The sequence below is a fragment of the Nonomuraea sp. B10E15 genome, from assembly GCF_039871615.1.
Classification (GTDB): Bacteria; Actinomycetota; Actinomycetes; order Streptosporangiales; family Streptosporangiaceae; genus Nonomuraea.
Window position 1 is genome coordinate 240,712 of record NZ_JBDPMB010000008.1, and the last position, 26,958, is coordinate 267,669.

The 26,958-nt window shown below is 70.0% G+C and carries 23 protein-coding genes; 9 read left to right on the forward strand and 14 right to left on the reverse strand.

Annotated features, from left to right (window positions below; genetic code table 11):
• Nucleotides 1–131: 131 nt before the first annotated feature.
• The 4 genes from ABGB14_RS24145 to fbaA form a co-directional block, all read right to left on the reverse strand.
• Nucleotides 132–659 carry a hypothetical protein gene (locus ABGB14_RS24145; protein WP_347646090.1) on the reverse strand — a complete coding sequence of 176 codons (528 nt, stop codon included), beginning with the start codon at nucleotides 657–659 and terminating at the stop codon, nucleotides 132–134.
• Between the two features lie 297 nt (nucleotides 660–956).
• Complete coding sequence (locus tag ABGB14_RS24150) at nucleotides 957–2,240, reverse strand: adenylosuccinate synthase (RefSeq protein WP_347646091.1); 1,284 nt, start codon at nucleotides 2,238–2,240, stop codon at nucleotides 957–959.
• Nucleotides 2,241–2,338: 98 nt separating this feature from the next.
• The gene (locus tag ABGB14_RS24155; RefSeq protein ID WP_347617423.1) at nucleotides 2,339–2,749 is read right to left on the reverse strand and encodes a DUF3151 domain-containing protein; all 411 of its coding nucleotides are present in this window, start codon (nucleotides 2,747–2,749) and stop codon (nucleotides 2,339–2,341) included.
• Between the two features lie 34 nt (nucleotides 2,750–2,783).
• Nucleotides 2,784–3,806 (reverse strand): class II fructose-bisphosphate aldolase, encoded by a 1,023-nt coding sequence (gene fbaA, locus ABGB14_RS24160; protein WP_347646092.1) that lies wholly within the window; start codon nucleotides 3,804–3,806, stop codon nucleotides 2,784–2,786.
• A gap of 127 nt (nucleotides 3,807–3,933) precedes the next feature.
• On the opposite strand from fbaA, the gene ABGB14_RS24165 reads away from it, so the two are divergent.
• Together ABGB14_RS24165 and ABGB14_RS24170 are read left to right on the forward strand one after the other, a co-directional pair.
• Entirely contained in the window at nucleotides 3,934–4,635 is a 702-nt protein-coding gene (locus ABGB14_RS24165; RefSeq protein ID WP_347646093.1) for a DedA family protein, read from the forward strand.
• Between the two features lie 65 nt (nucleotides 4,636–4,700).
• Nucleotides 4,701–5,114 (forward strand): hypothetical protein, encoded by a 414-nt coding sequence (locus tag ABGB14_RS24170; RefSeq protein ID WP_347646094.1) that lies wholly within the window; start codon nucleotides 4,701–4,703, stop codon nucleotides 5,112–5,114.
• Here ABGB14_RS24170 and pyrE read toward each other — a convergent pair.
• Complete coding sequence (gene pyrE, locus ABGB14_RS24175) at nucleotides 5,111–5,644, reverse strand: orotate phosphoribosyltransferase (protein ID WP_347646095.1); 534 nt, start codon at nucleotides 5,642–5,644, stop codon at nucleotides 5,111–5,113. The two genes, ABGB14_RS24170 and pyrE, sit on opposite strands and share 4 nt — an antisense overlap.
• Before the next feature lie 110 nt (nucleotides 5,645–5,754).
• On the opposite strand from pyrE, the gene ABGB14_RS24180 reads away from it, so the two are divergent.
• Nucleotides 5,755–8,124, forward strand: a complete 2,370-nt coding sequence (locus ABGB14_RS24180; protein ID WP_347646096.1) for a sigma-70 family RNA polymerase sigma factor — start codon at nucleotides 5,755–5,757, stop codon at nucleotides 8,122–8,124.
• A gap of 186 nt (nucleotides 8,125–8,310) precedes the next feature.
• Nucleotides 8,311–9,705: an NYN domain-containing protein gene (locus ABGB14_RS24185; protein ID WP_347646097.1), complete on the forward strand. Its 1,395-nt coding sequence runs from the start codon at nucleotides 8,311–8,313 to the stop codon at nucleotides 9,703–9,705.
• Nucleotides 9,706–9,736: 31 nt separating this feature from the next.
• Here ABGB14_RS24185 and ABGB14_RS24190 read toward each other — a convergent pair whose 3' ends face one another.
• Complete coding sequence (locus ABGB14_RS24190; protein ID WP_347646098.1) at nucleotides 9,737–10,366, reverse strand: response regulator; 630 nt, start codon at nucleotides 10,364–10,366, stop codon at nucleotides 9,737–9,739.
• 3 nt (nucleotides 10,367–10,369) lie between these two features.
• Entirely contained in the window at nucleotides 10,370–14,545 is a 4,176-nt protein-coding gene (locus ABGB14_RS24195; protein ID WP_347646099.1) for a HAMP domain-containing protein, read from the reverse strand.
• Nucleotides 14,546–15,016: 471 nt separating this feature from the next.
• Here ABGB14_RS24195 and ABGB14_RS24200 point away from each other — a divergent pair, with 471 nt between their 5' ends.
• The gene (locus tag ABGB14_RS24200; RefSeq protein WP_347646100.1) at nucleotides 15,017–16,207 is read left to right on the forward strand and encodes a GAF domain-containing SpoIIE family protein phosphatase; all 1,191 of its coding nucleotides are present in this window, start codon (nucleotides 15,017–15,019) and stop codon (nucleotides 16,205–16,207) included.
• Nucleotides 16,208–16,407: 200 nt separating this feature from the next.
• Here ABGB14_RS24200 and ABGB14_RS24205 read toward each other — a convergent pair whose 3' ends face one another.
• The 3 genes from ABGB14_RS24205 to rho form a co-directional block, all read right to left on the reverse strand.
• On the reverse strand, nucleotides 16,408–18,174 hold the full coding sequence (locus ABGB14_RS24205; RefSeq protein WP_347646101.1) for a prolyl oligopeptidase family serine peptidase: 1,767 nt from the start codon (nucleotides 18,172–18,174) through the stop codon (nucleotides 16,408–16,410).
• 142 nt (nucleotides 18,175–18,316) lie between these two features.
• Nucleotides 18,317–19,348 (reverse strand): putative RNA methyltransferase, encoded by a 1,032-nt coding sequence (locus tag ABGB14_RS24210; RefSeq protein ID WP_347646102.1) that lies wholly within the window; start codon nucleotides 19,346–19,348, stop codon nucleotides 18,317–18,319.
• A gap of 23 nt (nucleotides 19,349–19,371) precedes the next feature.
• Nucleotides 19,372–20,475, reverse strand: a complete 1,104-nt coding sequence (gene rho / locus ABGB14_RS24215) for a transcription termination factor Rho (RefSeq protein WP_347646103.1) — start codon at nucleotides 20,473–20,475, stop codon at nucleotides 19,372–19,374.
• Nucleotides 20,476–20,868: 393 nt separating this feature from the next.
• On the opposite strand from rho, the gene ABGB14_RS24220 reads away from it, so the two are divergent.
• On the forward strand, nucleotides 20,869–21,009 hold the full coding sequence (locus tag ABGB14_RS24220; RefSeq protein ID WP_347646104.1) for a hypothetical protein: 141 nt from the start codon (nucleotides 20,869–20,871) through the stop codon (nucleotides 21,007–21,009).
• A gap of 21 nt (nucleotides 21,010–21,030) precedes the next feature.
• Nucleotides 21,031–21,852 (forward strand): MBL fold metallo-hydrolase, encoded by an 822-nt coding sequence (locus ABGB14_RS24225; protein WP_347646105.1) that lies wholly within the window; start codon nucleotides 21,031–21,033, stop codon nucleotides 21,850–21,852.
• Here ABGB14_RS24225 and ABGB14_RS24230 read toward each other — a convergent pair.
• Nucleotides 21,839–23,740 (reverse strand): nitrate- and nitrite sensing domain-containing protein, encoded by a 1,902-nt coding sequence (locus ABGB14_RS24230; protein WP_347646106.1) that lies wholly within the window; start codon nucleotides 23,738–23,740, stop codon nucleotides 21,839–21,841. The two genes, ABGB14_RS24225 and ABGB14_RS24230, sit on opposite strands and share 14 nt — an antisense overlap.
• Before the next feature lie 62 nt (nucleotides 23,741–23,802).
• Between ABGB14_RS24230 and ABGB14_RS24235 the strand changes: the two genes are divergently transcribed.
• Complete coding sequence (locus ABGB14_RS24235) at nucleotides 23,803–24,228, forward strand: hypothetical protein (RefSeq protein WP_347646107.1); 426 nt, start codon at nucleotides 23,803–23,805, stop codon at nucleotides 24,226–24,228.
• A gap of 6 nt (nucleotides 24,229–24,234) precedes the next feature.
• Here ABGB14_RS24235 and ABGB14_RS24240 read toward each other — a convergent pair whose 3' ends face one another.
• Nucleotides 24,235–24,591 (reverse strand): hypothetical protein, encoded by a 357-nt coding sequence (locus ABGB14_RS24240; protein WP_347646108.1) that lies wholly within the window; start codon nucleotides 24,589–24,591, stop codon nucleotides 24,235–24,237.
• A 75-nt stretch (nucleotides 24,592–24,666) separates the two neighbouring features.
• Here ABGB14_RS24240 and ABGB14_RS24245 point away from each other — a divergent pair, with 75 nt between their 5' ends.
• Entirely contained in the window at nucleotides 24,667–25,194 is a 528-nt protein-coding gene (locus ABGB14_RS24245) for a DUF6886 family protein (RefSeq protein ID WP_347646109.1), read from the forward strand.
• Here the strand turns inward: ABGB14_RS24245 and ABGB14_RS24250 are convergent.
• A complete protein-coding gene (locus ABGB14_RS24250) occupies nucleotides 25,169–26,131 on the reverse strand; it encodes a 2-dehydropantoate 2-reductase N-terminal domain-containing protein (protein WP_347646110.1) in 963 nt (320 codons plus the stop codon). The genes ABGB14_RS24245 and ABGB14_RS24250 overlap by 26 nt on opposite strands.
• A 41-nt stretch (nucleotides 26,132–26,172) precedes the next feature.
• The gene (locus tag ABGB14_RS24255) at nucleotides 26,173–26,907 is read right to left on the reverse strand and encodes a glycosyltransferase family 2 protein (protein ID WP_347646111.1); all 735 of its coding nucleotides are present in this window, start codon (nucleotides 26,905–26,907) and stop codon (nucleotides 26,173–26,175) included.
• Nucleotides 26,908–26,958 lie beyond the last annotated feature (51 nt).

The window sequence follows — 26,958 nt, forward strand, 5'->3', positions numbered from 1 at the left end:
ATAGTCTTCACCCTTGATGCGTTGCGGGCGCGGGAAATCGTCGTGCCGCCGCTCCCAGTTACTGACCGCTGGACGCTTCACCTGGGCCAACCGTGCAATGTCCGGCCGGGATACGAATCCTTCCGGGGCTTTCACGTCCGGGCTCCTCCTGGCCGGCGAGCTAACACCTCCGGCACACGGTCGAAGGCTCGCAACCATGAGCCGATCCGCAGCTCAAGATAGCCGAGCAGCGTGTATATCTTGGCATGGTCGGCCGCCAGATGCCGGTGATGGATGGGTTCGTGATGCATGATCCTATTGCGCAACAGGAGCATGGTCTGCAGACTCTCACGCAGCGGTTCTCTACTGCCGGTGTAATGCGGAAACGCCCGGTGAAGCGCCGGAACCCACAGGTGGCGATCGTGCCTACGGCTCAGGAGTGACACCCAGAAACCGAACGACAACTCGGCCACCACATCGTCGGCGGTGAAGTCACCGGCGCATCTCCTGAGCAGCTTCTGTCTTGCCACCGCGACCTTGGTGGCGGTGTGCTCGTCCAGAGGAGCCACTCGCCACCAATCATTGCGCCCGTACTGTGCACAGAGTCGATCGTGCTCCGCATTGCGGAGGGTGATTTCCAGGCAGTGCAGCGGACCGTAGAACGCCTCCGATACCTCCACATTCCACCGGTACAGCTCCCACGCCGGCTCGCAGTTGCCGGAAAACGCGATGCGGTAAGGAGCGAAGCGGGGCAGCGTTGCCTCAGGTATCGTTGGTGTCGTACGCCCCGGGTCCGCCTCTGCTCTGCATGTCGCCCGGGGCACGGCCTTTCTCGGGCACCAAATACGTCCGGCACGTGCCGTCACCTTAGAAGGCTCATTGCTGTACCTCGAAGGTACACGCCTGCCCCGATCAAGCGCATTGCACGACAAAAAGTGTTAACTCTGTGGGGGTTTCCCACGCCCCCACAGATGGGTTCAGACGAGCGGTCTGACCACGACGGTCTGGTCGCGGCCGGGGCCGACGCCGATGGCGGAGATCGGGGCGCCGCTCATCTCCTCCAGCGCCCTGACGTACGCCTGGGCGTTCGGCGGCAGGTCCTCGAAGACCTTGGCCCCCGTGATGTCCTCCTGCCAGCCGGGGAACTCCTCGTAGATCGGCTTGGCGTGGTGGAAGTCGGTCTGCGTCATGGGGATCTCGTCGTGGCGCACGCCGTCCACGTCGTACGCGACGCACACCGGGACGCGCTCCAGCCCGGACAGGACGTCCAGCTTGGTGAGGAAATAGTCGGTGACGCCGTTGATGCGGGTGGCGTACCGGGCGATCACCGCGTCGAACCAGCCGCAGCGGCGGTCGCGGCCGGTCGTGACGCCGAACTCGCCGCCGGTCTGGCGGAGCCACTCGCCCATGTCGTCCGTGAGCTCCGTCGGGAACGGCCCGGAGCCGACGCGGGTGGTGTACGCCTTGAGGATCCCGATGATCTTCGTGAGGCGGTTGGGCGGGATGCCGGCCCCGGCGCACGCGCCCCCCGAGGTGGGCGACGACGACGTGACGAACGGGTAGGTGCCGTGGTCGAGGTCGAGCAGCGTGCCCTGCCCGCCCTCCAGCAGCACGAACTTGTCGTCGTCCAGTGCCTTGGACAGCACCAGCGAGGTGTCGGCGATGTGCGGCTTGAGGCGCTCCGCGAAGGAGAGATATTCCTCCACGACCGCCGCCGGGTCGATCCCGCGCCGGTTGTAGACCTTGGTCAGCACCTGGTTCTTCTCGGTCAGGGCGACCTCGATCTTCTTCGCCAGGATGCCGGGGTCGAGCAGGTCCTGGACGCGCACCCCCATGCGGGCGACCTTGTCGCCGTACGCGGGCCCGATGCCGCGCCCCGTGGTGCCGATCCTGGCCTTGCCGAGGTAGCGCTCGGTGACCTTGTCGAGCGCCTTGTGGTGCGGCATGATCAGGTGCGCGTTGGACGAGATGAGCAGCCGCTCCGCGGAGATGCCCCGCGCGGCCAGCCCGTCGATCTCGCCCAGCAGCACGCCGGGGTCGATGACCACGCCGTTGCCGATGACCGGCACCACCTCAGGCGACAGGATCCCCGTCGGTAGCAGGTGCAGCGCGTATTTCTGGTCTCCGATGACCACGGTGTGACCCGCGTTGTTGCCACCCTGATAGCGGACGACGTAGTCGACGTCGCCACCGAGCAGATCGGTGGCCTTGCCCTTGCCCTCATCGCCCCACTGGGCACCAACGAGTACGGCAGCCGGCATGGTTCAGTCTCCCGAGCACAAAACGAAACCCCTGGCGCAAGCGCGACAGGGGCTCTTGCGTGGAGAGACTACCCGAACGTGGTTATTCGTCCCAAGGGCTAGCTCTGGGTCAGCGCGTCGTAACCCGTTTCCGTGCTGTCCTTGAGGAACTGCAGGCACCGCTCGGCTTCGTCCTTCTCGCCGATGGCCTGGGCGGCCCTGGACAGCGCGTAGAGGCAGCGCAGGAAGCCGCGGTTGGGCTCGTGCTCCCAGGGAACGGGCCCGTGACCCTTCCAGCCGTTACGGCGCAACTGGTCGAGCCCGCGGTGGTAGCCCGTGCGGGCGAAGGCGTACGAGGTGACGGCGTGCCCCTGGGCGAAGGCCTCTTCCGCGAGCGAAGCCCAGGCCGCGGGGAATGCGGGGAAGCGGGCGGCCACGTCGGAGGCCTTGGCCCCGGATTCGAGCGCCTCCCTGGCCTCGGGCAGGTCCGGCAGGTGCGTCGGGGGCGGCCCGGCGAGAAGGTTATCCATACGACAAGTCATACCCGCCGGGCCGCCGAAGTGGCTAGGAGATCTTCGTCCCACTCGACTTCAGGCTCTGGCACGCCTCCGCGACGCGCGCGGCCATCCCGGCCTCGGCGGCCTTGCCGTAGGAGCGCGGGTCGTAGGTCTTCTTGTTGCCCACGTCGCCGTCGACCTTGAGCACCCCGTCGTAGTTGCGGAACATGTGGTCCGCGATCGGCCTGGTGAAGGCGTACTGCGTGTCGGTGTCGACGTTCATCTTCACCACGCCGTACGAGATGGCCTCGTGGATCTCCTCGAGCAGCGAGCCGGAGCCGCCGTGGAAGACCAGGTCGAACGGCTTGTCCTTGCCGAACTTCGCGCCGACCGCGTCCTGGATCTCCTTCAGCACGCTCGGGCGCAGCTTGACGTGGCCGGGCTTGTAGACGCCGTGCACGTTGCCGAACGTGGCGGCCAGCATGTAGCGGCCCCTGTCGCCGATGCCCACGGCCTCGGCGGTGGCCAGCGCGTCGCCGGCGGTCGTGTAGAGCTTCTCGTTGATCTCGCCGACGACGCCGTCCTCCTCGCCGCCGACGACGCCGATCTCCATCTCCATGATGATCCGCGCCCGGGCGCACTTGTCCAGGAGCTCCTTGGCGATGTCGAGGTTCTCCTCGAGAGGTACGGCGGAGCCGTCCCACATGTGCGACTGGAACAGCGGGTCGAGCCCCTTGGCCACCCGCTCCAGCGAGATGTCGATCAGCGGCCGCATGAAGCCGTCGAGCTTGTCCTTCGGGCAGTGGTCGGTGTGCAACGCCACCGTGACCGGATAGTTGGCGGCCACCACCCTGGCGTATTCGGCCAGCGCCGTCGCGCCCGTGACCATGTCCTTCACCGTGGTGCCGGACAGGAAGTCGGCGCCGCCGGTGGAGACCTGCACGATGCCGTCGCTCTCGGCTTCGGCGAAGCCCCGCAGGGCGGCGTTCAGCGTCTGCGATGAGGTCACGTTGATCGCCGGGTAGGCGAATCCGCCGGCCTTCGCCCGGTCGAGCATCTCAGCGTAGACCTCTGGAGTCGCTATAGGCATGATTCATCTCCCTGAGAAGTAAACGGCTTCGCGCGAGCCCAGTATCCCGGCTCCCTACCCCGCGTGGTAGAGACAACGCGACCTCATTGGTCATCTGGCGCCTCTCCAGTACAGGTAGGCTCTCCTGGTGGACTGGCTTTGGAACCTCCTGGACCCGACGTGGTGGCTGACGATTCTCGGCGCTTTCGCCACGGTCGGCGTTCTGGCGATCATCTTCGCCGAAACCGGTTTGCTGCTCGGGTTCTTCCTGCCCGGCGACTCGCTGTTGGTGGCGGCGGGAATCTTCAGCTCGGCGGCGGTGGCCCAGGGAATGGGCATCACCCCGCTTTCGCTGCCCGTGCTGCTGGTCGGCACGCCGCTGTGCGCGATCGCGGGCGCCCAGCTCGGGCATTACCTGGGGGCCAGGTTCGGCCGGAGAATGTTCGACAGGCCGGATTCACGGTTGTTCAAGCGCGAGCACGTGCTGCGGGCCGAGGAGTTCTTCGAGAAGTTCGGCCCCGCGAAGGCGGTGGTGCTGGCGAGATTCGTGCCGATCGTCCGCACGTTCATGAACCCGGTGGCGGGCGTGCTGGAGATGCCGGCCAAACGTTTCCTCGTCTGGAACGTCATCGGCGGCATCGTCTGGACCGAGGGGCTCATCCTGCTCGGCAACGCCCTCGGCAGAGAGGTCGATCCCAAGCAGATCGACAAGTACATCCTGCCCGGCGTCTTCCTCATCGTGTTCATCTCGATCATCCCCATCATCGTCGAGGTGATCAAGAAGCGCAGGGGTGACAAGGTCGCCGCCGTCCCCGGCGGCAGGCATCGGGTGACCAACGGCCGGCACTAGCCGCGACGGCGGATCATCCGCTGTACGCTCCCCCTGTGGGACGCCACAGGTCAGATCCGATGGGCATGGCCCGATTAGCCCTCACCGTCCTGGCGGCGGGAGCCGTGGTGACACTGCTGGTCATCGGCGGTCGCGCGCTGCTCGTGTCGCCCGGCGAGCAGGTCCCTGAACGCGAGCGCGCCTCCGCTCCGGCCACCGGCCTCGCCACCGCCCCGGCCTCCGACGCCACCGCGCGGGTGCCGACCGTGCGCATCGAGTGCCTGGCGGAGACCTGCCCCGTGGTCACCGTACGCGTGCCGGGCGGTGACGTGCTCCACCACCACGAGATGGCCAGGGGCGAGGAGCTCAACTACTTCGAGCCCGAACTCGACGTGGTGCTCAGCGACGCGGGCACGGTGCGGGTCACCGAGAACGGCAAGCCGCGCGAGCAGGGCGAGAGCGGCGAGAGAGAGGCGTTCACCGTCCGGGAGCCCGGCTAGAGCCCCAGGTCGCCGAGCGTGTAAGCGGTGCGGTAGTCGAGGCCCTCGCTGGTGACGCGCTCGGTGGCGCCCCTGTCGACGATCGTCGCCACCGCCACCACCTCGGCCCCGGCCTCCCGCAGCGCCTCCACGGCCGTCAGCGGCGAGGCGCCCGTCGTCGAGGTGTCCTCGACGGCCAGCACGCGCCGCCCCTTCACCTCGGGCCCCTCGATCCTGCGCTGCATGCCGTGCGCCTTCTGCGCCTTGCGCACCACGAACGCGTCGAGCGTGCGGCCGCGCGCCGCCGCCGCGTGCATCATCGCGCCCGCCACCGGGTCGGCCCCCAGCGTGAGGCCGCCCACCGCGTCGTATTCCAGGTCGGCGGTCAGGTCCAGCATCACCCTGCCGACGAGCGGCGCGGCCACCCCGTCGAGCGTGATGCGCCGCAGATCGAGGTAGAAGTCGGCCTCCTTGCCCGAGGAGAGCGTGACCTTGCCGTGGACGATGGCCTTGCTCTTGATCTCGGCCAGCAGGTTGTCGCGATCCGTCATGCGCCCAAGCTTATGGCCCGCCCGTGATCGCCTCCGCGCACCCGGTTTAGCCGTGACAGGTAATGCGGAATGTATGCGCGGGGCAACCCTTCGTAATCGTGGAGCCGATCATGGGTGTCGAATTGCCGCAAAGCGATGCAAGCCTGCTACAGGCCGCCCGACAGGGCGATGCCACCGCCTACGGGCGGCTCTACGAGCGGCACGTGGCCGCGGCCCGTGCCATGGCCAGGCAGCTCGTACGGCGCGCCGAGGCCGAGGACGTCGTCACCGAGGCGTTCACCAAGATCCTCGATCTCGTGGGCAGGGGCGGCGGGCCGGAGTCCGGCTTCCGCACCTACTTGCTGACCGTGGTGCGGCGCACGGTCCACGACCGTTCCAAGCTGGCGGGCCGCCAGGCGGGCGAGGTCGAGGAGTACGACCCGGCGGCGCCGTTCGTCGATCCCGCGCTCGCCGGGCTGGAACGGTCCCTGATCGCCAGGGCGTACCTGTCGCTGCCCGAGCGCTGGCGGGCGGTGCTCTGGCACACGCAGGTGGAGAGGTGCAAGCCCGTCGCGGTGGCTCCGCTGCTCGGGTTGTCGGCCAACGGCGTGGCCGCGCTGGCGTACCGGGCCACGGAAGGGCTGCGGCGCGCGTACCTGCAGATGCACCTCGGCGCCGCGCCGCCGCACGACTGCCGACCCGTGCTCGGCAAGATGGGCGCCTACGTGAGGGGCGGGCTGGCCAGGCGGGAGGCGAGAGCCGTCGAGCGGCACGTGGACGGCTGCGAGGAGTGCCACGGGGTGATCCTGGAGCTCACCGACGTCAACCGCGGGCTGCGGGTGCTGGTGGGGCCGTTGATCGCGGGGCCCATGTTCGGCGGGTACGCGGCGGCGCTGGCCAGGCCGGACGCGGCCGAGAGCGGGCCGCCCCCGGGAGTCCGGCGGCTCTGGCGGGCACGCCGGCGGCAGCCCGTCATGCTGGTCGCCGGCGTGGCCCTCACGGTGGCCGCGGCGGCGTCGTTGTGGCAGACCGCCGGCAGGGCGCCCGACGGCACACCGGCGACCGCGACGGTGGCCGCCCAGCCGTCGGAGCCCGTCCACGCGGTGGGCGTGCCGCCGCACGGCGGCGACCCCGAGCGGATGCCGCCGCAGGAGAACCCCGATCAGGCGCCGCCGCGGGGCGGGGAGCCGGAACGGGTGCCGCCACCCCCCGCGGAGCGGGAGCCGGCGGGCCAGGCGCGGCTGCGCGCCACCATCGACGTGCTCGGCGCACTCGTACGTGCCCAGCCCGGCATCGTCGGTCTGCGGCTGCGCAACTACGGGGGGCGGCCGAGCGAGAAGCTGACGGCGTACGTGACCCTGCCGCCGGGCGTGACGCTCATGCCGCCCGCGCGCCGCGGGCTTCCGTCCGTCGTGGGGCCCGCGGACGGCTGGGAATGCCGTTCCTCGGTGGGCGGCGCCCGCTGCGCCAGGAAGCCGCTGGCGGAAGGGCGGGCGACGGCCGTCTTCCTGCGGGTGACGGTGGCCCGACGGGCTCCGCGGAGCACGGGACCCGCCGCGCGGGTCGCCGCGGGCCCGCTGCAGGTCAGGGCGCGGGCCGGCAAGGGAGTGCGCGCGACGGGCGCGCCGGCCAGGTTCGCCGCAGACGGGAGGGTGACGGTCAGGGCGGTGGGCAACGCGCTGCTGAGCTGCCCCGAGGAGAGCCCCGGCTGCGAGCAGGCCCGCGGTCGCGAGGGCGGCAGGCGCGACAACGACCTCTGGCCGATGGTCGCCGTGGACCGGGACGACACCCTCGGCACCGGCGCCTCCAGCGGGGCGAGGCTGTCGTTGCCGAAGGGGGGCAGGGTCGTGTGGGCCGGGCTCTACTGGTCGGCCGGTGGCGCGAGGACCGGGCCGATCAAGTTCAGGCCCCCTGGGCGGCGCAAATACGCGACGATCCGGCCCAGCCACGTGGCCGTGCGCGAGCTGCCCCAGGGCCCGGCCTACCACGCGTTCGCCGACGTCACGGGGCTGGCGGCGGGCGCACGCAGGACCGGCGTGTGGTGGGCGGCCGACGCTCCCATGGAGGAGGGGGCCTCGCGCCACGCGGGCTGGAGCCTCGTGCTGGTCGTGACCGATCCGGCGCAGCCGTACAGCCAGGCCATGGTGCTCGACGCGGCCACCGTGGTCGGCGGGCCCGCCCGTCGGGTGCGCCTTCCGCTGGGCGGGCTGCACCCCGCCGCCACCCCCGCGAGGGCCGCGCTGGTGACGTGGGAGGGCGACGCCGATCTGAAGGGCGACAAGGTCTCGCTCGGGTCCGGCGCGCTGCGGCCGGCGGGCGGCGACCGCGATCTCGCGAACGTCTTCGACGGGTCGTCGGGTGGGGTGTCGGGGATGACGTTCGGCGTCGACGTCGACACGGTCAGCGCCCGGCTCGGAACGGATCCCTGGCTGACGATCGCGACGGGCAAGGACGCCGTACTCTTCGGGGCCGCGGCCATAAGCGTGCGAGCACGGTCGTGACCATAATCAGGACAAAATGGTACCGTCGGCCTGAGTGGTCCGGCGCGACGGTGGCTGAGGGGCGAATCGTCAGGATTAACCCTCGCACGATCACCTGCTTTCATTACCCTGAGAAAGGGCCGCCGAGTCCGGTCTCTGACGGTGCAGAGCCAGCAAGGTCGGACCACCAGGAAAGGGGCGGTGTCAGTGGATCGCTGTGCGCTGTTCGTGGACGCCGGCTATCTGCTGGCTGATGGCGCGATGGCCGTGCACGGCACGCGTCATCGTGAAGCGGTTTCCTGGGATTATCCGGGTCTGCTCCAGCTGATGACCGGCCTGTCACGCGAGCGCACAGGCCTGCCGCTGCTGCGGTGCTACTGGTACGAAGCGACCGTCGAAGGCCGCCGCACACCGGAGCACGACGCGCTGGCCGACATACCGGGTCTCAAGCTCAGGCTGTCCCGCATCCGGCCGGGCCGGCGCGAGGGCGTGGACGCCCAGGTGCATCGCGATCTCATGACCCTCGCCCGCAACAACGCCATCTGCGACGCCGTGGTCCTGAGCGGCGACGAGGACCTCACGCAGGTCGTGTGCGACGCCCAGGATCTCGGCATCAGGGTGAGCGTCATCCACATCGCGGTCGAAGGCAGCTGGGCCGTGTCGCGCTCGCTGCGGCAGGAGTGCGACGACCTGGTCGAGCTGGGCGCCGTCCACCTGCGGCAGTACGTCAGCCTGGTCAGCGGCGCCGCCGAGGCGGCCAACGGGCACCACCAGCCGATCAGCAACGGGCAGGCCACCCACTCGCTGCCTCCCGGGCAGAGCTCCACGCCGTCGCTGCCCTCGTTGCCGCAGGCCCCGCCGTCCGGCAGCCACGCCTCAAGCGGGCACACCTCAAGCGGGCACACCTCAAGCGGGCACACCTCAAGCGGGCACACCTCAAGCGGGCACACCTCGGGCGGGCACACCTCGGGCGGGCACACCTCGGGCGGTCACGCCACGGGTGGGCATGCGGCGGGCAGTCACGCATCGGGGAGCCATGCCACCGGGAGCCACTCCGGCAGCCACGCCGCCGGCGGTTCCGCCGCGCCGGGCCAGCCTTCGGTTAACGGGCCATCGCCGTCGGGGCAGGGCCAGTCGTCCCCGCCTCCGGTGCTGCCCACGTACAACTACCAGCCCGAGCCCCAACCGCAACAGCAGCAGCCGGCCACGCCGCCGCCCTCGGCGCCCGCGCAGCCGCAACAGCCCAGCACCGGCCAGTTCTCCTCGCCGACCGGCGGCTACCAGCAGTCGCAGCACGGCCCCTACACCGGTCCGCAACCCGCGCCGGTCACGCCGTCGGCCTCGACGGCCGGCGCCACCACGCTGTCCGACGCGGTCAAGGCCGCGCACCGGGAAGGGCACGACTTCGGCGAGTCGGTCGCGCGGGACGCGCCCGCGCTCTGGCTGGAGGCGGTGCTGGCCCGCAAGCCGCGCATGCCCTCCGATCTGGAGGCGCGGTTGCTGCAGGGGTCGTCGCTGCCGATCGACTTCCTGCTGCACGACGAGGTGCGCCACGCCCTGCGCCGCGGCTTCTGGGACGCGCTCGAACGCGCCCGCCAATGACCCCTCGACGTCAGCGCGCGCGGCCCTGGCGTCAGGACAGGGCGTCGAACCCCGCGCGCAGGCTGTTCACCCGGTCCGTCAGGTCGGCCAGCGGCGCGGCCAGCGCGGGGTCCTGGGACTTGCGGGCCAGCTCGCGCACCCTGGCCAGCTCGTCCTCCACGGCCGTGAGCCGCCGCGACAACTCGGGCAGCACCGCCGCGTGGTCGCCGGCGCCGGGCGGCAGCTCGCCGGTCAGGCGATCCCTGAGCATGGACGCCTGCTCCGCCAGGCGCTTGTTCATGTTGTACAGCTCGGTGAACACCGACACCTTCGCCCGCAGCACCCACGGGTCGAACGGTTTGGTGAGATAGTCGACCGCGCCCGCCGCGTAGCCGCGGAAGGCGTAGTCGGGGGCGCTGTCGACGACGGTCAGGAAGATGATCGGGATGTTCCTGGTGCGTTCGCGCCGCTTGATGTGCGCGGCCGTCTCGAAGCCGTCCATGCCGGGCATGCGCACGTCGAGCAGGATGAGCGCGAACTCCGTGTTGAGCAGCGCCTTGAGAGCCTCCTCGCCGGACCTGGCGCGTACGGGCACCAGGTCGAGGGAGCTGAGGATGGCCTCGAGGGCGATCAGGTTTTCCTCGCGGTCATCTACCAGGAGGATCTTCGCACGGTCTGTCACCGATCACGACCCTTCGGCTGGTGAGTCGGACGCGGCGCCGCGTCCGCGGCTGAGCCAGCCGCGCAGGCGTTCGAGCAGGCGGTCCACGTCGACCGGCTTGGGCACGTAGTCGGACGCGCCCGAGGCGATGCTCTTCTCCCGGTCGCCCCGCATGACCTTGGCCGTGAGCGCGATGATCGGCAGATCGGCGAACTGGGGCATGCGCCGGATCGCCGACGTCGTTGCCCAGCCGTCCATCTCCGGCATCATGATGTCCATCAGCACGAGCGCGACGTCCTCGTTCCGTTCGAGCTGCTCGATCCCCTCACGACCGTTTTCAGCGTAGACGACCGTGGAACCATGTCGCTCCAGCACGCTCGTCAGCGCGAAGACGTTGCGGATGTCGTCGTCGACGATGAGGATCTTCGCGCCGGCGAGCGGATCGTCGCCCTGCCACTGCGCGGGCGTCTCGGTCGGCGTCTCGACCAGCTCGGGCAACGGCAGGTCGAGCGGCATCGGCGGCTCGGGCGCCGGCGAAGTGGGCTCCTCCGCCGGCTTGGTCATGAGCTGCCTGCGCGCGGCGCCGCCGTCGGTCACGGCCAGCGGGCCGGTGTAGGAGGCCGGCAGGTAGAGGGTGAACGTGCTGCCCTTGCCGAGCTCGCTGTCGACGTGGATCTCGCCGCCGAGCAGCCGGGCGATGTCGCGGCAGATGGCCAGGCCCAGGCCCGTGCCGCCGTATTTGCGGCTCGTGGTGCCGTCGGCCTGCCGGAACGCCTCGAAGATGACGTCCCGCTTGTCGGGGGCGATGCCGATGCCGGTGTCGATCACCTGGAAGGCGAGCAGGTCGTCGGCGTCGTGCAGGGTGTCGTCGTCGAACTGCACCCCGGTGGGCGGGGTGGAGATGCGCAGCCTCACCTCGCCCCGCGGCGTGAACTTCACCGCGTTGGAGAGCAGGTTGCGCAGCACCTGTTGCAGGCGCTGCTCGTCGGCGCGCAGCTCCTGCGGCACGTCGGGCGCGACCTCGACGCTGAACGACAGCCCCTTGTCCTGTGCCAGCGGCGCGAACGCCGCCTCCAGCAGGTCGACCATCTTGGGCAGCGACACCTGGATGGGGTGGATGTCCATCCGGCCCGCCTCGACCTTCGACAGGTCGAGCATGTCGTTGATGAGCTGGAGCAGCGCCGAGCCCGCGCTGTGGATCGTACGGGCGAACTCGACCTGCTGCGAGGTCAGGTTGCCCTCGGCGTTCTCGGTCAGCAGCTTGGCCAGCACCAGCAGGCTGTTGAGCGGCGTGCGCAGCTCGTGAGACATGTTGGCGAGGAACTCGGACTTGTAGCGCGAGGACACCGCGAGCTGCTCGGCGCGCTCCTCCAGGGTGCGGCGGGCCTGCTCGATCTGGAAGTTCTGGATCTCGATCGCGCGGTTCTGCTTGGCCAGCAGCGCCGCCTTGTCCTCAAGCTCGGCGTTGGACCTGCGCAACTCCTCCTGCTGGCGCTGCAGCTCGTCGGAGCGCTCCTGCAGCTCCCTGGTGAGCCGCTGCGACTCGGTCAGCAGGTCTTCGGTGCGGGAATTGGCGATGATCGTGTTCATCGTGACGCCGATGGTCTCGACGAGCTGCGTCAGGAAGTCGAGGTGCACCTCGCCGAACGGCGTGAACGAGGCCAGCTCGAGCGCGCCGAGCACCCGGCTTTCGAACAGGATGGGCAGCACGACGATCTGCGCGGGCGTGGACCTGCTGAGCCCGCTGTCGATGGTGATGAACTCCGGCGGGACGTCGTCGAGGATGATGTGCCGGCCCTCGGCCGCCGCCTGGCCGACGATGCCCTGGCCGATCGCGAAGCGCTGGCGCGGCCCCCGGTCGGGGCGTACGCCGTAGCCGCCGATCAGCATCAGCTCGTGGTCGCCTTCCGGGTCGATGCTGTAGAAGGCGCCGTAGCGGGCCGACACCAGCGGGGTCAGCTCGCTCATCGTGAGCTTGGCGACCTCGAGGAGGTCGCGGTGGCCCTGCATGAGCCTGGAGATGCGGGCCAGGTTGGACTTGAGCCAGTCCTGTTCCTGGTTGGCCTGGGTGGTCTCGCGGAGGTTGGCCACCATCGAGTTGATGTAGTCCTTCAGCTCCGCCAGCTCGCCCTGCGCCTCGACGGCGATGGAGCGGGTGAGGTCGCCGCGCGCCACGGCGCTGGTCACGGTGGCGATGGCGCGCACCTGCGTGGTGAGGTTGCCGGCCAGCTCGTTGACGCTCTCGGTGAGCCGCTTCCACGTGCCCTCGACGCCCTCGACGCGGGCCTGGCCGCCGAGCTGGCCTTCCGAGCCGACCTCGCGGGCGACTCGGGTGACCTCGGAGGCGAACGACGACAGCTGGTCGACCATGCGGTTGATGGTGGTCTTCAGCGCGAGGATCTCGCCCTGGGCGTCGACGTCGATCTTGCGGGTGAGGTCGCCGTTGGCGACCGCGGTGGTCACCTCGGCGATGTTGCGCACCTGGTAGGTCAGGTTGTTGGCCATGAAGTTGACGTTGTCGGTGAGGTCTTTCCAGACGCCCGACACGCCCTGCACCCGGGCCTGGCCGCCCAGCTGCCCCTGCGTGCCCACCTCACGGGCGACGCGGGTGACCTCGTCGGCGAAGGACGACAGCTGGTCGACCATGGTGTTCAGGGTGTCCTTCAGCTGGAGGATCTCGCCCTGCGCGTCGACGGTGATCTTCCTGGACAGGTTGCCCTGCGCCACCGCGGCCGAGACCGCCGCGATCTGGCGCACCTGCGAGGTCAGGTTGTTGGCCATGGAGTTGACGTTGTCGGTGAGGTCCTTCCAGACCCCGGACACGCCGCGCACCTGCGCCTGGCCGCCGAGCTGGCCCTCGGTGCCCACCTCGCGGGCGACGCGGGTCACCTCGGAGGCGAACAACGACAACTGCTCGACCATCGTGTTCATGGTCGACTTGAGCTCGAGGATCTCGCCCTGGGCGTCGACGTCGATCTTGCGGGTGAGGTCGCCGTTGGCGACGGCCGTGGTCACCTGGGCGATGTTGCGCACCTGGTAGGTCAGGTTGTTGGCCATCGAGTTGACGTTGTCGGTGAGGTCTTTCCAGACGCCCGACACGCCCTTCACCTCGGCGCGGCCGCCCAGCTTGCCCTCGGTGCCCACCTCGCGGGCGACGCGGGTGACCTCGTCGGCGAAGGACGACAGCTGGTCGACCATGGTGTTCAGGGTGTCCTTCAGCTGGAGGATCTCGCCCTGCGCGTCGACGGTGATCTTCTTCGACAGGTTGCCCTGGGCCACCGCCGTCGCCACGGTCGCGATGCTGCGCACCTGGGAGGTGAGGTTGTTGGCCATGAAGTTGACGTTGTCGGTGAGGTCTTCCCAGACCCCGGACACGCCGGGCACCTGCGCCTGGCCGCCGAGCTGGCCCTCGGTGCCCACCTCGCGGGCGACTCGCGTCACCTCTTCCGCGAAGCCGGAGAGCTGGTCGACCATCGTGTTGACGGTGTTCTTCAGCTCGAACATCTCGCCCACCGCGTCGACCGTCACCTTGCGGCTCAGGTCGCCCTTGGCCACCGCGGTGGTCACGACCGCGATGTCGCGCACCTGCGCGGCCACGCGGGACGACATCGTGTTGACGGCCTCGGTGAGGTCGCGCCAGCTGCCCGACATGCCCCGCAGGTTGGCCGAGCCGCCCAGCCGGCCCTCCGTGCCCGCTTCGCGCGCGACCCTCGTCACCTCGGTGTTGAACAGCGCGAGCTGGTCGACCATGCCGTTGATGGCCTTGCCCAGCCGCCGCACCTCGCCGCGCGCCGTGCGGTCGAGGTCGATGCGTCGTGACAGATCGCCCTTGGCCACCGCGTCGATGACGTCGGCCGCGCCGCTCACCGGGCTGACCAGCGCGTCGATCAGGATGTTGACCGACTCGACGCTCTCCGCCCAGGCGCCGACGCCGGGACCGGGGGTCAGCCGCTCCCCGAATCGGCCTTCCTTGACGACTTCCTTGCGTACGCGTGTGAGCTCGTTGGAGAGATGCTCGCGCCGGTCGGCCACTTCGTTGAGCAGCAGCCGCACCTCGCTGAGTATCCCGGGAGGGGCATGAGGGACCCGTCGCCGGAAGTCGCCGTCCCGCCAGGAGAACAGGGTCTCCAGGATGGGAACGAGATCCGACTCGGTGTACGTCCTCTCCTCCGGGGTTAGCGTGGCTTTGGCCGTGGTCATGGGGCCTCCTTCACTCGCGGCGTGCTCCGGCGAGTGATTCAAGTCTGTCACGATGAGTAGCTCGTAGTCCTGTCCTTGGATTTACCCCAAGTCAACGGGAAGTGTGGTAGGCACGTTGGGATGACTGCTTCTCCCCATGCGGTGCTCGCTGCGACGTTCGCGCCGGGCGGGACCGCTGTGACCGCTGCGATGAGGTTCACGCGCGAGGTGATGACCGCGTGGGCCACCGGTGGCGTGCTCCACACCGCGGAGCAGGTCGCGGGGGACTTGGCGGAGCAAGTCGCTGACGAGCCGTTTGAGGTGATTTGGAAGCATTTTGGGGACGCCGTACAGGTCGAGTTGCGGCAGCAAAACCTCTCCCAGAGTGATCCAAAGGCTCCTTCCGCGAATGTCGAAGAGTGGGGAGTCACCTTCGCGGGTGATTCCCGTGTCCACTGGGCTAGGATCACGGTACCCGGCTCGGCGGACAGAGTGGCAGCCGAATGGCTGGAGGAAAGTTCCAGGGGTCCCCACTGGCTGGGGTTCCTCGCCGACGCGAGTGACCTGCTGGCGGGCACGCTCGATCCCGACATGGTCCCCGCGATCGTCGCCCAGGTCGTGGTGCCGAGGCTGTCCAGCTGGTGCGCCGTCTACACCTCCGACAACGCCGTGGGCCCGCTGCGGCTGGTCTACCTCTGGCACGCCGACGAGGCCAGGATCGACGGCCTGCGCGAGCAGCTCGACGGCATGGACGTCGACGGCGCCGACACCGGGGCCACCTCCGCGTTCCACGTGAACGACTCGCACGTCCTCGCGGTGCCGCTCACGGCGCGCGGCCGCAGCCTCGGCATGATGTGCCTGGGCCGCCCCGACCGCTTCCCCGACGAGGTCATCCAGTTCGCCGAGGACATCGGCAGGCGCGCCGCGCTCGCCATGGACAACGCCAGGCTCTACGCCCAGCAGGCGGCCGCCAACCGCGCGCTCCAGCGCAGCCTGCTGCCGCCCAACGAGCCCGAGGTCCCCGGCCTCGACTACGGCGTCATCTACGAACCCGCCGGCGAGGCCAACGAGGTCGGCGGCGACTTCTACGACCTGTTCAAGGCGGGCGACGGGTCGTGGCGCTTCGCGATCGGCGACGTCTGCGGCACCGGCCCCGAGGCCGCCGCCGTGACCGGCCTCGCCCGCCACACGCTGCGGCTGCTCGCCAGGGAGGGGTACGGCGTGGCGGCCGTGCTCGGCCGGCTCAACCAGGCGATCCTCGAGGAGGGCGAGCGGGCCAGGTTCCTCACGTTGTTGCACGGCGAGATCACGCCGGTGGAGACCGGGCTGGAGTTGCGCCTGGTGTCGGCGGGTCACCCCGAGGCGCTGCGGCTCAAGGGCGGCAAGGTGGAGGCGGTGACCACCCCGCAGTCGCTGCTGGGGGTCTTCAACGAGGTGACGTTCGAGGCCGACACGATCCGCCTCGACCATGGCGACGTGCTGCTGGCGGTGACCGACGGGGTGACCGAGCGGCGCTCCGGCGGGCGGCTGCTCGACGACGACGGCGGCCTGGCCAAGCTGCTGGCCGAGTGCGCGGGACTGTCGGCCAGAGCGGTGGCCGAGCGCATCCGCAGGGGTGCGGCCGACTTCGCCTCCGAGCCGAGCGCCGACGACCTGGCGATCGTGGTGTTGCGCGCCCGCTAGCACGTCAGGCCGGCGGTCGTGGTGCTGCGCGGCCGCCGGGACGACAGGCCGGCGATCGTGGCGCGCGTCCGCTGGCACGACAACGCGGCGATCGTGGAGCTCCAAGTACGCCCTTCCGGCTCGGGTGGCGTGATGGTGGCAGCCGGGAAGCCCGACGATCAAGCGACGGAGTCGCCCAACTTCTTACGACATGTCAGTGGTTAGTGCAGTTTGACGTGCTTTCGGGCGAAATCGAGTTGGCACGCGAGCTGGGCGATGCGCTCCGAGACCAGGAGCGAGCTCGCGGCGGCGTCGTAGGCGTAGACCTCGTGATCGCGCCCGTGCTCGGCCAGCTTGGCCACGTACTTCTCGATCTGGCGCATCGGGCAGCGGGCGTCGTTCTCGCCCGCCAGGATCAGCAGCGGGCTCTGCACCTGCTCGACGTAGGTGATGGGGGAGCTGGCCGCGTACCGCTCGGGCTGCTCGTCGGGTGAGCCGCCGAACAACGCCCGATGGTAGGCCCGCAGGCTCTCCGCCTCGTCCTCGTACGACGTCTGGTGGCAGGCCAGCGGCACCGCGGCGATGCCGGCCGCCCACAGGTCGGGCTGGGTGCCGAGGCCGAGCAGCGTGAGATAGCCGCCCCAGCCCGAGCCCGCGAGCACCGTCCGGCCGGGGTCGGAGATGCCGCGCTCGACCACGCACCGGTGCACGGCGGCCACGTCGGCCAGCTCGGTGTGCCCGACGTCGCCGCGGAGCGCGTCACGCCAGGCCGACCCGTAGCCGGTCGAGCCGCGGTAGTTGACCCGCACCACCGCGAACCCGGCGTCCACCCAGGCCGCGACCTCGGGTGAGAAGGCGTCGCGGTCGTGTGCCGCCGGCCCGCCGTGCAGCAGGAAGATCGTCGGGTAGGGCGAGGTGCCGGTCTCCGGCCTGCTGACCAGCGCGTGGATGCGGCCGCCCTCGCCCTCGACGTCGAGGTCCTCCACGGGGACGCTCGGAGGGGCGGGCGGGCCGCTGGAGTTGACCACGACCTGGTCGTTGCTCGACCGGATGACCGGCGGGTGGGAGGCGCTCGACCAGGAGTATTCGACATGGCCGCCGGGCCGCGGGGCGGCGTCGTCGATCACGCCGTGCGGCGTCTCGATGAGCTTCAGCACGCCGCCGGCCAGGTCGTAGCGGTGCAGGTGGCTGCGGGCGCGGTCGTCGCGCAGGATGAGCAGGCCGCGGCCGTCGTCGTACCACTCGGCTGCCAGGTCGCCGGAGTCCCGCAGCCAGATCTCGCGCTGCTCGCCGGTCACCGGGTCCCACACCAGTGGCTCGTGGCGCCGGCGGCGCTCGTGCAGGGCGAGCAGGCGGCGGTCGCCCATGACCGGGGCGAAGGTGAGGCCGAGGACCCCCTTGCCGGGGCCGTCGTGGAGCTCGCCGACCGTGTCGCCGTCGGGGCGGACGACGCGCAGCGCCGGGTGCCGGTAGTCGGCGTACTCGCCGTGGTTGATGGCGATCAGGGAGCCGTCGAGTGACATGTCGGTCACCCAGTTGGCCTCGGGGTGCTCGTACAGGAGCGTGGCAGGCTCGCCGGCGCGTACCAGGTGGATGCGGAACGCTCCGCCGCTGGCCAGGCTGATCGCCGCGACGCCTGTCGCGGACAGCGCGATCCCGCCGGGCTGGCCGGGCGGGATGCCGGGCGCGACCGGCTCGTCGGGGCCGCCGTTGAACGGCTGGCGCCACCACGAGCCGAACTCGTCGCCCTCGGTGTCGGCGAACCAGTAGATCCACTGGCCGGTCGGGTCGATGGCGGCGTACACCGCGCCCCTGGGCCGGTCGGTGACCTGGCGGGTGGAGCCCGACACGCGGTCCCACGCGTAGACCTGCCAGGTGCCGGTGGCGTTGGAACGGTAGATGGAGCGGTTGGGGGCCTGCCGGGCCCAGGACGGCAGCGTCATGCGCGAGGCCCGGAACCTGGCCTGCCAGCGTTCCTCCGCCTTCATCCGGCGCGCTCCCTCCCTGAAGTCCTTCGCCTCGGGGCGATGGATGTCGTCCAGTATTGCGCCTGTGCCGGGGAAATACTTAGGAAATGTGGGGGAATTTCGGACTAAATGCCCCATCAGTAACATCGGCCACGTGGGCCCGTCAAGGAACGGGACTTGATCGGGGGACGGGTTCATAGATAGACAGGTGAAACGCCGCGTGCGTCGTTACTTTATGACGTCCTTTCGCGACGTTATGGGAGATAAATGAGGCAATTCGCTCATCGAGCGTAGTCGCATCGGTATGCCACGCACTCGGGCCCATCCCGATCACCTGGGCGATGTCATCGTGCCCCAACTCCATCTCGAACTCCACCGAACGCCGCTCGCGCTCGGCGAACCCCTCCAGGCTCCGGGCCACCCTGCGCTCCTTCTCGTCGTCCACGGAGAGCAGGCCCAGCTCCTCGACCAGCGGGCTCAGATGAGCCCTCGCGGGAGTGACGACCACCGCGACGCCGCCGGGCCGCAGAATCCTGCCGAACTCCGGCCCGTTCCTGGGCGCGAACACGTCGATCACCACATCGGCCACCCCATCCCGGATCGGGAGGGGCCGCCACACGTCGGCCACGAACGCTCCCGCCCTCGGATGCACCCGCGCCGCCCGGCGCACAGCGTGCTTCGACACATCGAATGCCATCCCGATGCCATCGGTCACCGCGTTGAGCGTGGCCGCCAGGTAGTGCCCGGTGCCCGCTCCTGCGTCGACGATCACCGGCGCGGCCCTGCCCTCCGCGCGACGACCCTCGACGATCTCCGGCCCCTGCCCGCGGCCGGCCGGCCCCGGGCCGTCACCGGCCTCCATTTGCGCCCCACGGTACGCCCTCAGCTCGGCGCCGTCACTCGTTTCCGTGGAGGACTCATGTTCTGCCCGCCGCGTGACATGCGCCCGCACGGTTTGCGCCACGGCGTCCGCCAAAGGGGCATAGTGCCCCGCGTCCAGGAAACCGGCCCGCGCGGCCACCATCGCGGCGGTGTCGGCGGTGCCCGGCGGCCTGGAGCCGACCAGGAGGCTGACGTATCCCTGCCTGGCCATGTCGAACGTGTGCCCCTGCGCGCACCGCACCGTGGCCGCGTCGATCCGCAGCCCCGCACGGCACACGGGACAACTCAGACAGTCGACGATGTCAGCCAGCATGCGCCCATTCTGGTGCACGCACGTCACGCGCTCGCTTCCAGGAGGAACGCGGCGTTGGACGGGGTGGCGCGGAGCTTGCCGACGAGCATCTCGAGCCCCTGCTGCTTCTCCTGCGTGGTGAGCATCCGGCGCAGCCGCCAGATGACCTGCCGCTCCTGCGGGTGCAGCAGGATCTCCTCCCGCCGGGTGCCCGATGCGTCCAGGTCGACGGCCGGGAACAACCGCCGCTCGGCCAGCTCGCGGGTCAGGTGCAGCTCCATGTTGCCCGTGCCCTTGAACTCCTCGTACAGGCTGTTGTCCATCCGCGAGCCGGTCTCCACCAGTGCGGTGGCGAGGATGGTGAGGGAGCCGCCGCCCTCGACGTTACGGGCGGCGCCGAAGAAGCGTTTGGGCGGGTAGAGGGCGGTGGCGTCGATGCCGCCGGTGAGCACGCGTCCCCCGCCGGGCGCCAGGTTGTTGTACGCGCGCCCGAGCCGCGTCAGCGAGTCGAGCAGCAGCACCACGTCCTGCCCCGCCTCGACGAGCCGCTTGGCCCGTTCGACGGCCAGCTCGGCGAGGGCGGCGTGGTCGCGGTCGGGGTGGTCGAAGGTGGAGGAGAAGACCTCGCCGTCGATGGTGGCGCGCATCTCGGTGACCTCCTCTGGCCGCTCGCCGACCAGGAGGACCATGAGGTGCACCTCGGGGTGGTTGCGGGAGATCCCGGCGGCCAGCGCCTGCATCGCCATGGTCTTGCCGGCCTTGGGCGGCGCCACGATCAGGCCGCGCTGCCCCTTGCCGATGGGGGCGAACAGGTCGATGACGCGCGTGCTGAGCGACTCCGTCTCGATGCTGAGCCGTTCTGTCGGGTGGATCGGTGTCAGGTCGGCGAAGCGGGGGCGGTCCCGCCATTGTGCGGCGCCGTTGACGGACTCGACACCGACCAGCTTGTTGCCGGCGAGGGTGGCGGTCACGTGGTCGCCGGGACGCAGGTCGTACTGGCGGAGTTTGTCGGGTGTGAGGCGTACGTCGCCCGGTCCTGGCAGATGGCCGGCCCGGAGAAATGCGGATTTTTCGCGTACGTCCAGAAGGCCGGTCACATGCCGGACCGACGTGGAGGCACGCTGCCGCGGAATGGTTTGCACAGACATGATGGACCCCTCAGGGGAATGCGCCGAACCCGTAACGGGTTGGCAGAGAAAGGAACACGAGCCGGGCCCCCGTGAAGCGGGGCGGGGCTGTGAGGTGAGGATCAGCGGAGCCTGAGCTCAACGCTGGTTGGGAACATACCACACCATCTGGCCCATGCAACGCCTAGCCCGCTCGGACTATTCCCGGGCCGTTCCCGTGTCTTGACCGGCGAACGCCGGGTAGACGCGTGACAATGTTCTTCTCGACACCGCGGGGCGAGGAAAATTACCGCGCTCGGTGTACCGAAGGACACAACTCCCATCGACGCAGCGGCGTCATATCTAGTGGCATGCAGGATCCCTGCAACTCGATGGGGGTTCCATGAAGGCGAAGAGAGAATCTGGGGGAGCATCATGAAGACCGTCAACTGCCCGCGGTGCCACAACGAGCTCGACGAAGGCCCGATCATGTACAGGTGCGCCCGCTGCCGCCGCGCCGTCTTCGCCGCCGACGTCGAGAACGAATACGTCCCGGGCGAGCCGGTCGCCGCCTGAGCGACGGCGTAGCCTTACCGGGTGCCGCACCGACCGATCACCGTGTCCGGCGTCGACGTGACCCCGCTCTGCGACGCCGTCGGCCCCATGGGCCCCGCCATCCGACGCCCGCTCGACGAGATGTTCGCCGGCTCGGGCCTGCCCGACGAGCCCTGGGTCCTGCACTTCCACTGCTACCTGCTGCGTGACGCGGCCGGCCGCCTGACGCTGGTCGACACCGGCATCGGCGGCGTCGACTCACCGGCGGCCAGCTGGGCGCCGGTCCCCGGCACGCTGGCCGGCGAGCTCGCCGCCGTGGGCGTGTCGCCCGCCGACATCGGCACCGTCATCCTGACCCACCTGCACGGCGACCACGCCTCGGGCGCGGTCGCGGACGGCAGGCCCGCGTTCGAGAACGCCCGCTACGTGCTCCAGCGGGCCGAGCTCGACGCCGCCGCCGGCCCGATGCTCGACGACGTCGTCACCACGATCAAGGATCAGCTGCACGTCGTCGAGGGCGACGCGGACGTCGCGCCGGGCGTGCGCGTGCACCTCGCACCCGGCCACACCCCCGGACACCAGATCGCCAGGGCCGGCGACGTGGCCATGACCGGCGACCTCGTACTCCACCCGGTGCAGCTGGACGATCCGAGCCTGCGCTACCTCTACGACGGCGACCAGGAGGCAGCCGCGCGCACCCGCGCGGAGACCCTCGCCGCGCTCCGCGCCGAGCGGGCGATCCTCGCCACCGCGCACTTCAGCGAGCCGTTCCTGCGCCTGGCACCGGCCGGCGCGACGCCTGTCACCGGCCCTCTCACTGACCCGGCCACTGACCCGGCCACTGGGCCCGTCACCGGCCGCTGAGCACCGGCTGGCCGGCCAGCAGCGACGAAGGCAGGGCGACCATCGCGGTCAGCCCGCCGTACGGCGAGGGCGCCAGGGTGACCTTGATGCCGTGCCTGGACGCGAGCCTGCCGACCACGAACAGGCCGAGCCGGTCGCTCTGCGCCAGGTCGAACTCCGGCACCGTCGACAGCCGCTCGTTGAGCTCGTCGAGCTCGACGCGGGGCAGGCCGAGGCCGCGGTCCTCGATCTCGATCATGAGGCCGTGCGCGGTGCTGGAGCTGCGCACGTCCACCTTGGTCTGCGGCGGGGAGAAGAGAGTGGCGTTCTCCACCAGCTCGGCCACCAGGTGGGCCACGTCCGTGACCACCGAGCCCAGCAGGGAGACCGGCGGCGGCTGGAGCACCTCGACCCGCTCGTACTCCTCGACCTCCGCGACGGCCGCGCGCAACACGTCGTGCACCGGCACCGGGTTGCGCCAGCCGCGCCCCGGAGCCTGGTCGGACAGGATGATGAGGCTCTCCGCGTGCCGGCGCATGCGGGTGGTGAGGTGGTCGAGCTTGAACAGGTCCGCAAGCGTCTCCGGCTCCTCGGTGGCCCGCTCCATGCTGTCGAGCTGCAGCAGCTGCCGGTGCAGCAGCGACTGGTTGCGTCTGGCCAGGTTCACGAAGACCTGGCTGACGCCGTACCGCAGCTTGGCCTGGCCCAGCGCGGCCTCGACGGCCGTGGACTGCACCTCGTTGAACGCCTGGACGATGTCGCTCACCTCGGAGGTGCTGGTCCTGACCTTCAGCGGCGCCACCTCCTCGGGCTTGGGCGGGTCGACGTTCTTGCGCAGCCGCCTGACCAGCTCGGCCAGCCGTACCTCGGCCAGCTCCGTGGCGGCGTCGCGGAGCCCGGCCAGCTCGCTCACCAGGCGCCTGCGGAAGCGCAGCGAGAGCACGATCGAGGCGATGACGGCGATCAGGCCCACGCCGCCCGCCACGCCGAGCTTGACCAGCATGCCGATGGCCGTCGGCGTGACCCGGGCGGTGATGCCCCGCACGGCCGCGCTCTGGTTGTCCTCGACGGCCTGCCACAGGTTCTGTGCGTCGACGGGCCAGGTGGCCGCCGTGGGCGGCAGGCCGATGGCGGCGGTCCGGGTGCGGATGGTGTCCTCGGTGCGGACGAACTCCCGGTAGACCGGCGACGCGGACAACCGCTCGTACGGGCCGCGCAGTTCGTCGTCGAGGTGGGAGAGCGCCTGGGAGTAGAGCAGCCGCCTGGTGGCGACCATGGCCGTGAACGCCCCCCGCTCCCTGGGCTCCACCTTGCCCTTGGCGAGCACCACCGCGATCACGGCCTGCTCCCTGGACAACATGTCCTTGGCCTCGCCGAGCATCGTGATCGCCCTGGCCTGCTTGTAGAGGGACATGTCGGGCACCAGCACCATGGCGTCGTACATGCGGAAGGACGCGTCGACGATCTGGCTGTAGCCCTCGACGATGTCGAGCGGCGCGGCCGTGCCGCCGTCGACCGCGCGCCTGAGGTCGGGGAGCCCGCCGAGCTTGGTGTTCAGCGCGTTGAGCTGCGTGGTCATGGCGGGGGTCAGGTCCTGTTGGACCCTGGCCAGCCTGCGGAACGTGGCCATGGCCTGGTCGGTGGACTTGCGCTGCTGGGCCACCTTGCCGGCGCCCTTGCCCGTGGCCAGGAACTGCGTCGAGACGAGCCGCTCGTTCTGCAGGTGGATGTTGACCTGCTCCGACGGGATGGCCAGGTTGCCCGCCAGGTCGTTGATCGCCAGCAGCCGGACGCCGTCGCCGCCGGTCAGTCCTGCGGCGAACGCCCACAGGCCCACGAGGGACAGCAGCGGGACGAGGAGGAGGATGAGGATTTTCAGCGCGATGGGGCGGCCACGCGTGGGGGGCATGCGACCTCCGGGTGCATGATGAGATCGCCTCGCAGAGTACACCCCCCTTTGGAAGGATTTCTGTGCGTCTCCCGCGTTCTTTTTCGGGCTGGACCATCGCGGTCTTCGGCTTCCTCGCCTTCGCCCTCGGCCTGCTCGGTCTGATCTCTCCTGACACCCTGCTGGTCATGCTGGGTTTCGAGGTGCTCGACACCAGGCCGACGGGGGACTACACGCTGGTCTACATGGCCGCTTCGTCGATGGCTGCGGTCAACATGGGCGTCTACTACGTCTTCGCGGCCTCGGCGAACTACACCCCGTTCTTCCGCTGGACGGTGCCGTTCCGGCTGGTGACGTTCGCGGTGTTCACCACGCTGGTGCTGACGGGCGCGGCGCCGGCCAAGTTCTTCGGCGTCGGGCTCTGGGAGGGGCTCGGCGCGCTGATCACGGGGTTCGCGCTCTGGCGTGAGGGCAACCTGCTACCCGCACGCCAGAGCGTGAACGCCTGACCGGCGTCACGGACGCGTGTCCTGGGGTCCGCGCGACACGAGGCGGTCACCGGAGGAGCCGTCGCGTTCGAGCTTGCGTTCCAGATCGCGTTTCTCGTCCTCCAGCCGGGCCACCCGGCTGGAGGCCTCGGCCTTGGCGCTGCGGAGCCTGCGGCGCTGCCTGGCGGTCCTGCGGGACCCCGAGCCGATCAGCCAGAACCCCGCGAGCAGGACGGCCGCGACGGCCGTCCCCGCGAGGAACATCTCCAGGTGACTGGGCTCGAAGGTGTATCCGAACAGGATGTACCTGGCGCTCTCCTCGGTGAGGACCAGCGCGACGGCGGCGCCGGCGAGCAGGACCAGAAGCACACCTAAAAAGATCATCCGAACTCACCCCTTGTCGTCAGAGCGGGTTTCCCCTGCCCTGGCGGCGGCGGGATATGCGCCATGATGGTCATCATGAGACCTGGACCGGGCGAGGTGCTGCACTTCTCCGAGGACCCGACCATCGAGCGGTTCGTGCCGCATGTCGCGCCGACGTCCGTACGGACCGAGCCCTACGTGTGGGCGGTCGGCCACGACCGGTGCCCCGACTACTGGTTCCCCCGCGACTGCCCCCGGGCGATGGCGTGGGCCGGCCCGCGCACCACCCAGGAGGACCTCGACCGGATCGTCGGCGTGGGCTGCGGCGATCGGGTCCACGCCGTCGAGTACGGCTGGCTGCGGGCCATCATGGACGTCCGGCTCTACGCTTACCGGCTCCCGGCCGACGACTTCAAGCCCATCGGCGATCCGCCGCACGCCGTGGTCGCGACGGTTCCCGTGGCGCCGTTGGGTCCGCCCGAGCCGGTCTCCGACCTGTTCGAGCTGCACGAGGAGGCCGGCATCCAGCTCAGGGTGATGGCCGACCTGTGGCCGTTCTGGAACGAGGTGACGGCGAGCACGCTGGAGTTCAGCGGGATCAGGATGCGCAACGCTCGTCGATGAGCGCTCGCAGCGTTTCCAACCGCATCGAGCCGGGCGGCAGCTTCTCGCGGGCGGCGCTGTTGGCCTCGCGCCGCAGCACCTCGTTGACGGGGGTGGGCACGCCGTGCAGCCGGCCGAGCAGGACGATCTCGCCGTTGAGGTAGTCGGCCTCGATCGAGCCGCTGCCCCTGGCCAGGCTCTGCCACGACGACCCGCCGCCGCGCTGGGCGCCCTCGACCGGGCGGATGTCGACCCGCCGGCCGCGCACCTCGGCCTCCTCCTCGTTCGTCGAGTACGCGATGCCGGCCGTGTCGAGCACGGCCATGGCCTCCACCCTGGCCCGCGTGACCACCTCGGCGACTCCGTCCACGCGGCCGAGCAGCGCCTCGACGGCGTTGCCCAGGTTGCCGATCAGCTTGCCGTGCTTCCAGCGCATCACGTCGGGGACGGCCCGCCCGACGAGTCCGTGCTTGCCGAGGTCGGTGGCGATCTGCTCGGTGAGTTCGTCCACACCCTGTGGATAGCGGCCGACGTGCAGCAGGCCGGAGTACGGGTGGCCGTTCGCGGTCACCACGCCGGGCCGCAGATGTTCGGCGGGCAACCACACGCACATGCCGTGGACGTGCTCGAACCGCCGCAGGGCCATGCGCTCGTTGGCGACGCCGTTCTGGGCGCAGACCACGGGCAGGCCGGTCGGCCACGGGTCGAGTGCGGCGATGGTGTCCTGCGACTTGGTGGCCAGGATCAGCACGTCGCCGTCGCGTGTGGGCACGGGGCCGTCGGCGGTGGGGATGTGGAGGGTTTCGGTGGAATCCGGGGTGATCAGGCGCAGGCCGTCACGTTTGAGCGCGTCGTGGTGGGCGCCTCTCGCGATGAGCAGAACGTCGTGGCCGCCTTGGAACAGGCGGGCCCCGATGGTTCCCCCGACTGCTCCCGCTCCGATCACTATGTAGCGCATTGTCAGAGAATGTCACTATTCACGTGGCCGGCGCCACCGGCTCACTTCGCCAGGGCCACCTGCGCCTGGGCCGTGACGGCGCTGCCGCGACCGCGCTCCCGCAGGATCGTTCTGAGCACGCGCCAGCCGTCGCGCAGCGCGTGCAGATTGCTCTCGCCGTGGATGCGGGAGCGCTCGTGGCTGGGGACCTCGCGGATGACGAGGCCGGCCTGGGCGGCCCTGACGTTCATCAGGGTCTCGATCTCGAACCCGTCGCAGTCGAGGTCGAGGGCGTCGAGGTGGCGGGTCCAGAAGGCGTTGTAGCCATAGCAGAGGTCGGTGTAGCGAGTGCCGTAGAGGAGGTTCGTCAGCCCGGTGAGGACCTTGTTGCCGAGCGAGCGGATCGGGCTGAGGTCGTCCGAGCCGCCACCAGGGGCGTACCTGGAGCCCTTGGCGAAGTCGGCGCCGTTGACGAGCGTGGCGACGAACGAGCGGATCTCCCGGCCGTTGGTGGAGCCGTCGGCGTCGATCATGACGATGATGTCGCCGCGTGCGGCCTGGAAACCCTCGATGAGGGCGTTGCCCTTGCCGCGCCGTGTCTGCGTGACGACCCGGAGGCCGGGGCGCAGCTCGCGCGCCACGGCGACGGTGTCGTCGGTCGAGTTGCCGTCGACGAGGATCACCTCGTCGATCCACTCGGGCAGCGTGGCGAACACGTGGGGGAGGTTGTCGGCCTCGTTCATCGCGGGAACGATGACGCTGACGCTGACGCTGACGGCGAAAGGCTGGTTGTTCATGGCAGAAAAATCCCCCCTTTCGCATGCAGTTCACTTGACGATTCCTTGCAT

Excerpts from the sequence above, each read along its gene's own strand:
- ABGB14_RS24170 (WP_347646094.1), top strand. The coding sequence starts at position 4,701 with ATGGCCCGATTAGCCCTCACCGTCCTGGCGGCGGGAGCCGTGGTGACA.
- ABGB14_RS24195 (WP_347646099.1), bottom strand. The coding sequence starts at position 14,545 with ATGACCACGGCCAAAGCCACGCTAACCCCGGAGGAGAGGACGTACACC.
- ABGB14_RS24230 (WP_347646106.1), bottom strand. The coding sequence starts at position 23,740 with ATGCCCCCCACGCGTGGCCGCCCCATCGCGCTGAAAATCCTCATCCTC.
- rho (WP_347646103.1), bottom strand. The coding sequence starts at position 20,475 with ATGTCTGTGCAAACCATTCCGCGGCAGCGTGCCTCCACGTCGGTCCGG.
- ABGB14_RS24255 (WP_347646111.1), bottom strand. The coding sequence starts at position 26,907 with ATGAACAACCAGCCTTTCGCCGTCAGCGTCAGCGTCAGCGTCATCGTT.
- ABGB14_RS24180 (WP_347646096.1), top strand. The coding sequence starts at position 5,755 with ATGGGTGTCGAATTGCCGCAAAGCGATGCAAGCCTGCTACAGGCCGCC.
- ABGB14_RS24245 (WP_347646109.1), top strand. The coding sequence starts at position 24,667 with ATGAGACCTGGACCGGGCGAGGTGCTGCACTTCTCCGAGGACCCGACC.
- pyrE (WP_347646095.1), bottom strand. The coding sequence starts at position 5,644 with ATGACGGATCGCGACAACCTGCTGGCCGAGATCAAGAGCAAGGCCATC.
- ABGB14_RS24155 (WP_347617423.1), bottom strand. The coding sequence starts at position 2,749 with ATGGATAACCTTCTCGCCGGGCCGCCCCCGACGCACCTGCCGGACCTG.
- ABGB14_RS24210 (WP_347646102.1), bottom strand. The coding sequence starts at position 19,348 with ATGCTGGCTGACATCGTCGACTGTCTGAGTTGTCCCGTGTGCCGTGCG.
- ABGB14_RS24240 (WP_347646108.1), bottom strand. The coding sequence starts at position 24,591 with ATGATCTTTTTAGGTGTGCTTCTGGTCCTGCTCGCCGGCGCCGCCGTC.
- ABGB14_RS24150 (WP_347646091.1), bottom strand. The coding sequence starts at position 2,240 with ATGCCGGCTGCCGTACTCGTTGGTGCCCAGTGGGGCGATGAGGGCAAG.
- ABGB14_RS24220 (WP_347646104.1), top strand. The coding sequence starts at position 20,869 with ATGAAGACCGTCAACTGCCCGCGGTGCCACAACGAGCTCGACGAAGGC.
- ABGB14_RS24205 (WP_347646101.1), bottom strand. The coding sequence starts at position 18,174 with ATGAAGGCGGAGGAACGCTGGCAGGCCAGGTTCCGGGCCTCGCGCATG.
- ABGB14_RS24250 (WP_347646110.1), bottom strand. The coding sequence starts at position 26,131 with ATGCGCTACATAGTGATCGGAGCGGGAGCAGTCGGGGGAACCATCGGG.
- fbaA (WP_347646092.1), bottom strand. The coding sequence starts at position 3,806 with ATGCCTATAGCGACTCCAGAGGTCTACGCTGAGATGCTCGACCGGGCG.